Source organism: Caulobacter sp. GW821-FHT09B08, from assembly GCF_059418225.1.
Map to the genome: position 1 here is coordinate 103,257 of NZ_JBWKPL010000011.1, position 8,184 is coordinate 111,440.

Consider the following 8,184-nt stretch of genomic DNA (forward strand, 5'->3'; position numbering starts at 1 on the left):
CTCAGGGCAATCACCTTCAAGCCCCCGCCACCATCCCGCCCGGCAGCAGCTCGGCTCGCTCCGCCAGGGCCAGCTCCACGAGCGCGGCCATCACCGCCGAGGTCGGGGCCCTGGTGGCGCGGACCAGTTCGTCGCGGGAGACAGGCGTGGGGGAGAGCAGGCGGGCGACCTCCTCGCGCAGGGCGTCGTGGTCGATCTCGGCGTCGTCGTCGTCGGCCGAGTAGGGGCGTTCGCGCTCGCGCAGGTGGACCTGGCCCGACAGCGAGCGCAGCACGTCCTCGACGCCCTCGCACAGGATCGCGCCCTGGCGGATCAGGTCGTTGGGGCCCTTGGCGCGCGGATCCAGCGGCGAGCCGGGCACGGCGAAGACGTCGCGGCCCTGTTCGGCGGCCAGGCGGGCGGTGATCAGCGAGCCGGACTTCAGCTCGGCCTCGACCACGATCACGCCCAGCGACAGGCCCGAGATGATGCGGTTGCGGCGGGGGAAGTCCTTGGCGATGGCTCGGCGGTCGGGCGCGCTCTCGCTGACGATGCAGCCGCCTTCGCCGGCGATGCGGGCGTGCAGGGCCGCGTGCTCGGGCGGATAGATGTCGGACACGCCGCCGCCCAGCACCGCCACCGTGCCGGTGGTCAGGGCGCCCTCGTGGGCCGCGCCGTCGACGCCGCGCGCCAGGCCGGACACCACGACGTAGCCGTGCCGTCCTAGCTCCATGGCCAGCTGGCGGGCGAAGCGCTGACCGCCTGCCGAGGCGATGCGGGCGCCGACGATGGCCAGGCTCGGCTGGGGCAGGAGCTCGGCATGGCCCAGGGCCCACAGCACCGGCGGGGGCGGGTCCAGGGCGGCCAGGCGGGCCGGGAAATCAGGCTCGCAGGCGCAGATCAGCCGCGCGCCCAGGCGGGCGCCGCTGTCCAGTTCGCGCAGGATCTCGTCTTCCGGCGGCGGGCGCAGGGGCGCGGCGCGGCCCGCGCGGTGGGCCAGGTCCGGAAGGGCCTGCAGGGCGCGCTCGGCCGAGCCGAAGCGCTGGATCAGATGGTCGAAGGCGACGGGGCCGACCGTCTCGGTGCGCGCCAGCCTCAGCCAGGCCAGGCGTTCGCTATCGGACAGGCCCCGTGTGGTCATGCGGTCGGAGGCGACTCTTCGGTCGTCTTCTTCTTGCCGATGCGGGGCTCCTGGCCCTTCAGCAGCCGGCCGATATTGTCCTTGTGGCGGATGAAGATCAGCACGGCCATGAACAGCGACAGTCCCAGAAACGCGAAGGGCTGATCGGTGGCCAGGGCGAAGGGCGCGGCCAGGGCGGCGGCGACCAGGGCGGCCAGCGAGCTGATGCGGAACAGGGCCGCCACGGCCAGCCAGGTGACGGCGGCCAGCACGCCCACCGGCCAGCAGGCCGACAGCAGCACGCCGTAGAAGGTCGCCACGCCCTTGCCGCCCTTGAACTTCAGCCAGACGGGGAACAGGTGGCCGGTGAAGGCCGCGCCGCCGGCCAGGGCGACGATCGCCGGATTGCCTTGGCTCAGCCAGCGGGCCAGCAGCACCGCCACGATCCCCTTGCCGGCGTCGCCGATCAGGGTGATGGCCGCCAGGTCCTTGCGGCCCGAGCGCAGCACGTTGGTCGCGCCGATATTGCCCGAGCCGATCTGCCGGATGTCGCCGGCGCCGCCCAGCCGCGTGGCGATCAGGCCGAACGGAATCGAGCCCAGCAGATAACCGCCGAGGATCGTGAGGCCGAGGGTCAGGTAGGCGACGTGGGCGAGATCTTGCACGAAATGCGACCTATGGATGTGGTGAAGCTGCCCGGCGAAGCGGGGGCGTGGCAAGGGCGAAAACGCCGGTTTCGGGTTTTATAGCGGCGCTAGGGGCGGGGACTCTAGCGTTTTCGAGGAAGGCGCGGCCGATGGCCAAGGGCCGCGTTCCCGCGCCACGGACCTTCACCGTCGCGCGGTTCAGCTCTCGGTGTAGCGGATCAGTAGCCAATCCCGGCCGGTCAGCAGCGCCGTCAGATCATCCGCCGCCGTCGCTGGCGATCGGACATAGAGCTCCGCGAGGTCCGTCGCGAGCGCTCGCGCCATGTCTTCGCTCAATGCCTCATGGCGCCGAAACCCGAGCATGCGCGAGCCGACACCGAACAGCGCCAGCTCGTATCGCGTCTCTAGATGCTGGGCCAGGGCGTAGTTCTGCATCGGATTGAGATCCGAATGAAAATAGCCGTTGGGAAAAGCGGCGAGCGTCTGCGCCGCGGCGCCGACAGGCACGAACTGGAACAGAACCTCCTTCTCGCGCCCGATCCGAAGGGCGGTTTCAGGATCCTTGTTGATCGTGACGAGGTCGTTCGCGTCGCCGGTTGTTTCCCACTCCAGCAGGCCATGGATCTGATCGACCAGGACGCCACGCGCGCGTTCGAGAAGGTTGGCGAGGCGAATGGGGAATTCAGCCGGGGTGCTGAGGTAGCCTTGGTGTTCGCCATCCTCGAACACCTCCTGGTCAAGTCCCGACAGGTCGTGGCCTTCGACCTCGTCCAGCCCGTATGAATCGATGCCGTGTCCCGATGTGTAGGAGGCTTGACCCAGGTCATCGAGCGAAGCCAGGACGCGCACATCCGCATGCTCGCGCTGCAGGCGGGCATGCAGGGCCAGCAGATCAAGGAAGCCGGGCAGATGGTGCGCCGCCAGGCCATCGCAAAGCAGCGGCATGAAGGTCCGAGGCTTGGCTTCCGCGAACGGGACAAGCTTCAAGGGCTTCTTGCGTAGAAATCCGAACATCAGGTCATGACGGCAGGGCGCTCCTGCTTGTCAAGCAGGCCCGTCTACCCCTCCGCCCGGTGCACCACCCGTCCGTCGACAATCGTCATCAGCACCTGGCCCTGCAGGCGGCGCCCGTCGAACGGCGAGTTCTTGGACTTCGACAGCAGCTTGCCGGCGTCGATGATCAGCGGGGCGTCCAGGTCGCACAGAACCAGGTCGGCCGGGGCGCCGGGGGCGATGCGGCCCGACTGCAGGCCGATCAGGCTGGCCGGGGCCAGGGTGACGGTGCGGATCAGGTCGACCAGCGGCAGGCGCTCGTCGTGGTACAGCGACAGCAGGGCCGGCAGCAGGGTCTCCAGACCAACGGCGCCGGGGGCGGCCTCGTCGTAAGGCAGGCGCTTGTCCTCGGCCGGGGCCGGGGCGTGGGCGCTGACCACCAGGTCGATCAGGCCCGAGGCCAGGGCCTCGATCAGGGCCTGGCGGTCGTCCTCGCCGCGCAGGGGCGGGGTGACCTTGGCGAAGCTGCGATAGTCGCCGATGTCCAGCTCGTTGAACGACAGGTGGTTGATCGACACCGAGGCATGGATGCGCAGCCCCTTGGCCTTGGCGCGGGCCAGGGTCTCCAGGGCCTGGACGCTGGTGACCTGGTCGACCAGCAGGCGGCCGCCCGTGGCCTCCAGCAGGGCCACGTCGCGCTCCAGCATGATCCGCTCGGCCATGGGCGAGATCGAGGGCAGGCCCATGCGGCCGGCGAACTCGCCGCCGGTGGCCGCGCCGCCCTTGGCCAGCCAGGGGTCCATCGGACGGTGGGCCAGAAGGGTGTCGAAGCCCTTCGCATAGGTCAGGATGCGCTGCATGACCTTGCTGTCGACGATCGGCTTGTCGGCGTCGGTCACATAGACGCAGCCGGCCTCGCGCATCAGGCCGATCTCGGCCATCTGCTCGCCCTTCAGCCCCTTGGTCGCCGCGCCGGCGCAGAGGATGCGGGCCGCGTCGATGTCGCGGGCGCGGCGCAGGATGAAGTCCACGACGCTCGGGTCGTCGACGGCGGGATCGGTGTCGGGCTGGACAACGATGCTGGTCACGCCGCCCGCCGCCGCGGCCTTGGCGGCGCTGGCCAGGGTTTCCTTGGTCTCGGCGCCGGGCTCGCCGGTCTTGACGCGCAGGTCGATCAGGCCCGGCGCCAGCATGGCGCCGCCGCAGTCGACCACGCGGACGTCCTTGGTCAGCTTGGCGAACTCGCGGCCCTTGGCGACGTCGGAGATCACGCCGTCGGAGACGATGACGCCGCCGGGGCCGTCATAGCCGCTCTCGGGATCGACCAGGCGGGCGTTGATCAGGGCGAGGGGAGGGGCATTGTTCATTTGCCGTGCTCCTCGAGCCGGTGGGCAAGGGAGGCCAGCACAGCCATGCGGGCGGCGACGCCCATCTCGACCTGGTCCTGGATCAGGCTGATCTCGGGATCGTCGGCGACGTCGGAGTCGATCTCGACGCCCCGGTTCATCGGGCCGGGGTGCATGACCTTGGCCTTGGGGGCGGCGCGGGCCAGCTTCTCGCGGTCCAGACCGTAGAAGCGGAAATATTCGCGGGTGGAGGGCACGAAGGCGCCCTGCATGCGCTCCAACTGCAGGCGCAGCATCATCACCACGTCGGCGCCGGCGATGCCGGCCTTCATGTCGTGGTGGACGGTCACGCCCCAGCGCTCGGCCTGGGCCGGCATCAGGGTGGGCGGACCGACCAGGCGCACGCTGGCGCCCAGGGTGTGCAGCAGGGCGACGTTGGAGCGCGCCACGCGGCTGTGCAGCACGTCGCCGCAGATGGCCACGGTCAGGCCCGAGACCCGGCCGAAGGCGCGGCGGATCGACAGGGCGTCCAGCACCGCCTGGGTGGGGTGCTCATGCTGGCCGTCGCCGGCGTTGATCACGCTGCCACTGACCTTCTGGCTGAGCAGCGACGCCGCGCCCGACGAGGCGTGGCGCACCACGAGCAGGTCGGGACGCATGGCGTTCAGGGTGACGGCCGTGTCGATCAGGGTCTCGCCCTTGGTGATCGACGAGGTGCGCGGGCTCATATTGACGACATCGGCGCCCAGGCGCTTGCCGGCGATCTCGAAGCTGGACTGGGTGCGAGTGCTGTTCTCGAAGAACAGGTTCATCAGCGTCCGTCCCTTGAGGATGTCGAGGGATTTGGTCGTCTGGCGATTGAGGGCGACGAAGGCGTCGGCCAGGTCCAGCAGGTCGGTGGCCTGGAGGGCGTTCAGGTCGGCGGCCGAGAGGAAATGGCGACGCGGGAACGAGAAGACGCGCTGGCGGATCGTCTCGATCGGGTCGGCGGGCTCACGGGGCGGGGGTTTTGCCGTCATGAGTGCGCGTCATAGGCGGCTTTGGGCGGAGAGGGAAGGCGGGTTTCCAGCCGCCGTTGACTTTGCCGGAAGCTCGCCCAAGCTGGCGCGGGAAACGGCTCTGCGAGGAGGCGTGCTTGACGTCGCTGAAGGTCCGGTGGTTCGTCCTGGCGATCGGCGCGGCCGTGGCGGCGATCTCGGTCCTGGTCGGCGTGGTGGCGACCGTCCTGGCCCGCAGGGAAGGCGTGCCCACCATCCTGCTACCGCTGATGCTATTGCCCAGCTTCGTGCTGCTGTTGATCCACCTGCGCCGCGTGGAGCGGGGAGAGATCGAAGAGACCCCGACCTCCGCGCGGCTGATGGCTTGGTTGACGCCCCTGGTCACCGCCTTGATCGTCGCGGGCTTGGTGGCGGTGGACATCAGCTGGCTGGTGCGACGCTAGCCGGGGGCGCCTGGTCCTAGAGGCTTTCCTTTCCCGCCTCGCGGATCCCTCGCATCCGCTCCAGCGCGCCCTGCAGGATCCAGCCGGCGGCCATCTTGTCGACCACCTCGCCGCGGCGCTTCCTGTTGACGTCGTGCTCGTCGATCAGCACGCGGGTCACCGCCGCCGTCGACAGGCGTTCGTCCCAGAAGGTGATGGGCAGGTCGGGGCGCAGGCGCAGCAGGTTGCGGCCGAGAGCCCGGTTGGACTGGCAGCGCACGCCCTCGGTCCCGTCCATGTTGATCGGCAGGCCGATGACGATCCCGGCCGCCTTGCGGCCGTCCATCAGCTTGAACAGGGTCTCGGCGTCCTGGGTGAACTTGGCCCGGGCTATGGTGGCCAGGGGGCTGGCGACGGTCAGGGTGACGTCGGAAACGGCCACGCCGATGGTCTTCTCGCCCGGGTCCAGGCCGACGATGGGCTTGTAGTCGGGGATGGCGGCGGCGAATTCGGCGATGTCGAGAACGGGCATTTGTCCTCATAGCACGGGGAACAGCTTGTCAAAGCGCCCCTCGCACGGCTAACCCACGCGCTTGGAATTCAGGAGGCCCCCATGGCCATTGACGCCGCCACCGTGCGGAAGGTCGCGCGGCTCGCGCGCATCGCCACCCCGGAAGATCGCCTGGAGCCCCTGGCCCAGGAGCTGAACGGCATCATGACGTGGATCGAGCAGCTGGCCGAGGTCGACACCGACGGCGTCGAGCCGCTGACCAGCGTCGTGCATTCGGGCCTGCCGCTGCGCGAGGACGTGGTGACCATGGGCGGCGACGCCGACCGCGTCGTCTCCAACGCCCCCAAGACCGTGGACGGCTTCTTCGTCGTGCCGAAGGTGGTTGAATAGCAATGACTTCGCTGACGAAACTGACCCTGAAGGGCGCGCTGGACGGCCTGGAGAAGGGCGACTTCACCTCGGTCGAGCTGACCACGGCCCACATCGAGGCCGTCGAGGCCGCGCGCGGCCTGAACGCCTACATTCTGGAGACCCCGGAAAAGGCCCTGGACATGGCCGCCAAGTCCGACGCCCGCCGGGCGCTGGGCACGGCCGGTCCGCTGGACGGCGCGCCGCTGGGGATCAAGGATCTGTTCTGCACGGAGGGCGTGCGCACGACCGCCTGCTCGAAGATCCTCGACAGCTTCGTGCCGGAATACGAGTCCACCGTCACCAGCCAGCTGTGGCGCGACGGGGCGGTGATGCTGGGCAAGCTGAACCTGGACCAGTTCGCCATGGGCTCGTCCAACGAGACCAGCGCCTACGGGCCGGTGACCAATCCCTGGCGCAAGGCCGGCTCCAACCAGGCCCTGACCCCGGGCGGCTCGTCCGGCGGTTCGGCCGCGGCCGTCGCCGCCGACCTGTGCCTGGGCGCCACCGCCACCGACACCGGCGGCTCGATCCGCCAGCCCGCCGCCTTCACCGGCACCGTGGGCATCAAGCCGACCTATGGCCGCTGCTCGCGCTGGGGCGTGGTGGCTTTCGCCAGCTCGTTGGACCAGGCCGGGCCGATCGCCAAGACCGTCGAGGACGCCGCGATCCTGCTGACCTCGATGGCCGGCCACGATCCCAAGGACTCGACCAGCCTCGACATCCCTACGCCCGACTTCAGCCAGTTCGTCGGCAAGTCGATCAAGGGCCTGCGCATCGGCATTCCCAAGGAATACCGCGTCGACAACATGCCGGCCGAGATCGACAAGCTGTGGGCCGACGGCATCGCCTGGCTGAAGGAGGCCGGCTGCGAGATCGTCGAGATCAGCCTGCCGCACACCAAGTACGCCCTGCCGGCCTACTATATCGTGGCCCCGGCCGAGGCCTCGTCGAACCTGGCCCGCTACGACGGCATGCGCTACGGCCTGCGGGCCGAGGGCGCGAACCTGACCGAGGTCTACGAGAACACCCGCGCCCAGGGCTTCGGCGACGAGGTCAAGCGCCGCATCCTGATCGGCACCTACGTGCTGTCGGCCGGCTATTACGACGCCTACTACCTGAAGGCCCTGAAGGTGCGTCGCCGCATCGCCGAGGACTTCGACAACGCCTGGGAGAAGTGCGACGCCATCCTGACCCCGACGGCGCCGTCGGCGGCGTTCGGCCTGGGCGAGAACAGCAACGATCCCATCGCCATGTACCTGAACGACGTCTTCACGGTGACCACGAACCTGGCGGGCCTGCCGGGTCTGTCGCTGCCGGCCGGCCTGGACGCCAACGGCCTGCCGCTGGGTCTGCAGATCATCGGCAAGCCGCTGGACGAGGGCACGGTGTTCTCGGTGGCCGGAGCCATCGAAAAGGCCGCCGGCTTCACGGCCAAGGCCGACAAGTGGTGGTGATCTTCCACCGCTAGACCGGACAGAAAAAAGGGCGGCCCCGCGAGGAGCCGCCCTTTCTTTTACGCTACGCCACTGACTGGGGTTACATCGGCGCGTCGGGAGTGGCCGGGGTCGCCGCCGGAGCGGGCGTCGGGGCCGGAGCCGGAGTGGCGGCCGGGGCGGCGATCACCGGCGTCGGAGCCGGGGCGGCCACCGGGGCCGGAACCGTGGCGCTGACGTTCGACGAGGCCGACTCGGCGCTGGGCGCGGCTTCCGGCGCCGCGCGGCGGGCCAGCCGGACGCGGGAAACCACGTCCAGCGGGT

9 protein-coding genes and 1 pseudogene are annotated in these 8,184 nt (G+C 69.8%); 3 read left to right on the plus strand and 7 right to left on the minus strand.

The window, feature by feature from the left end:
* Positions 1–16 precede the first annotated feature (16 nt).
* The 5 genes from dprA to AC07OA_RS23855 all read right to left on the minus strand — a co-directional run bounded on the left by dprA (position 17) and on the right by AC07OA_RS23855 (position 5,104).
* The gene (gene dprA, locus AC07OA_RS23835) at positions 17–1,120 is read right to left on the minus strand and encodes a DNA-processing protein DprA (RefSeq protein ID WP_494666313.1); all 1,104 of its coding nucleotides are present in this window, start codon (positions 1,118–1,120) and stop codon (positions 17–19) included.
* Positions 1,117–1,764: a glycerol-3-phosphate 1-O-acyltransferase PlsY gene (plsY, locus tag AC07OA_RS23840; RefSeq protein ID WP_494666314.1), complete on the minus strand. Its 648-nt coding sequence runs from the start codon at positions 1,762–1,764 to the stop codon at positions 1,117–1,119. Before plsY ends, dprA begins: the two co-directional genes overlap by 4 nt.
* A gap of 180 nt (positions 1,765–1,944) precedes the next feature.
* Entirely contained in the window at positions 1,945–2,733 is a 789-nt protein-coding gene (locus AC07OA_RS23845) for a hypothetical protein (protein ID WP_494666315.1), read from the minus strand.
* A gap of 71 nt (positions 2,734–2,804) precedes the next feature.
* Positions 2,805–4,106 (minus strand): dihydroorotase, encoded by a 1,302-nt coding sequence (gene pyrC / locus AC07OA_RS23850; RefSeq protein WP_494666316.1) that lies wholly within the window; start codon positions 4,104–4,106, stop codon positions 2,805–2,807.
* Entirely contained in the window at positions 4,103–5,104 is a 1,002-nt protein-coding gene (locus AC07OA_RS23855) for an aspartate carbamoyltransferase catalytic subunit (protein WP_494666317.1), read from the minus strand. Before AC07OA_RS23855 ends, pyrC begins: the two co-directional genes overlap by 4 nt.
* A gap of 116 nt (positions 5,105–5,220) precedes the next feature.
* Between AC07OA_RS23855 and AC07OA_RS23860 the strand changes: the two genes are divergently transcribed.
* Entirely contained in the window at positions 5,221–5,526 is a 306-nt protein-coding gene (locus AC07OA_RS23860; protein WP_494666318.1) for a hypothetical protein, read from the plus strand.
* Positions 5,527–5,542: 16 nt separating this feature from the next.
* Here AC07OA_RS23860 and ruvX read toward each other — a convergent pair whose 3' ends face one another.
* On the minus strand, positions 5,543–6,037 hold the full coding sequence (gene ruvX, locus AC07OA_RS23865; protein WP_494666319.1) for a Holliday junction resolvase RuvX: 495 nt from the start codon (positions 6,035–6,037) through the stop codon (positions 5,543–5,545).
* 81 nt (positions 6,038–6,118) lie between these two features.
* On the opposite strand from ruvX, the gene gatC reads away from it, so the two are divergent.
* Positions 6,119–6,406, plus strand: a complete 288-nt coding sequence (gene gatC / locus AC07OA_RS23870) for an Asp-tRNA(Asn)/Glu-tRNA(Gln) amidotransferase subunit GatC (RefSeq protein ID WP_494666320.1) — start codon at positions 6,119–6,121, stop codon at positions 6,404–6,406.
* Positions 6,407–6,408: 2 nt separating this feature from the next.
* Positions 6,409–7,881 carry an Asp-tRNA(Asn)/Glu-tRNA(Gln) amidotransferase subunit GatA gene (gene gatA / locus AC07OA_RS23875; protein ID WP_494666321.1) on the plus strand — a complete coding sequence of 491 codons (1,473 nt, stop codon included), beginning with the start codon at positions 6,409–6,411 and terminating at the stop codon, positions 7,879–7,881.
* An 82-nt stretch (positions 7,882–7,963) separates the two neighbouring features.
* Here the strand turns inward: gatA and AC07OA_RS23880 are convergent.
* Positions 7,964–8,184: pseudogene (locus AC07OA_RS23880) on the minus strand (hypothetical protein); the annotation flags it as partial.

Excerpts from the sequence above, each read along its gene's own strand:
- gatC (WP_494666320.1), top strand. The coding sequence starts at position 6,119 with ATGGCCATTGACGCCGCCACCGTGCGGAAGGTCGCGCGGCTCGCGCGC.
- dprA (WP_494666313.1), bottom strand. The coding sequence starts at position 1,120 with ATGACCACACGGGGCCTGTCCGATAGCGAACGCCTGGCCTGGCTGAGG.
- AC07OA_RS23855 (WP_494666317.1), bottom strand. The coding sequence starts at position 5,104 with ATGACGGCAAAACCCCCGCCCCGTGAGCCCGCCGACCCGATCGAGACG.
- gatA (WP_494666321.1), top strand. The coding sequence starts at position 6,409 with ATGACTTCGCTGACGAAACTGACCCTGAAGGGCGCGCTGGACGGCCTG.
- pyrC (WP_494666316.1), bottom strand. The coding sequence starts at position 4,106 with ATGAACAATGCCCCTCCCCTCGCCCTGATCAACGCCCGCCTGGTCGAT.
- ruvX (WP_494666319.1), bottom strand. The coding sequence starts at position 6,037 with ATGCCCGTTCTCGACATCGCCGAATTCGCCGCCGCCATCCCCGACTAC.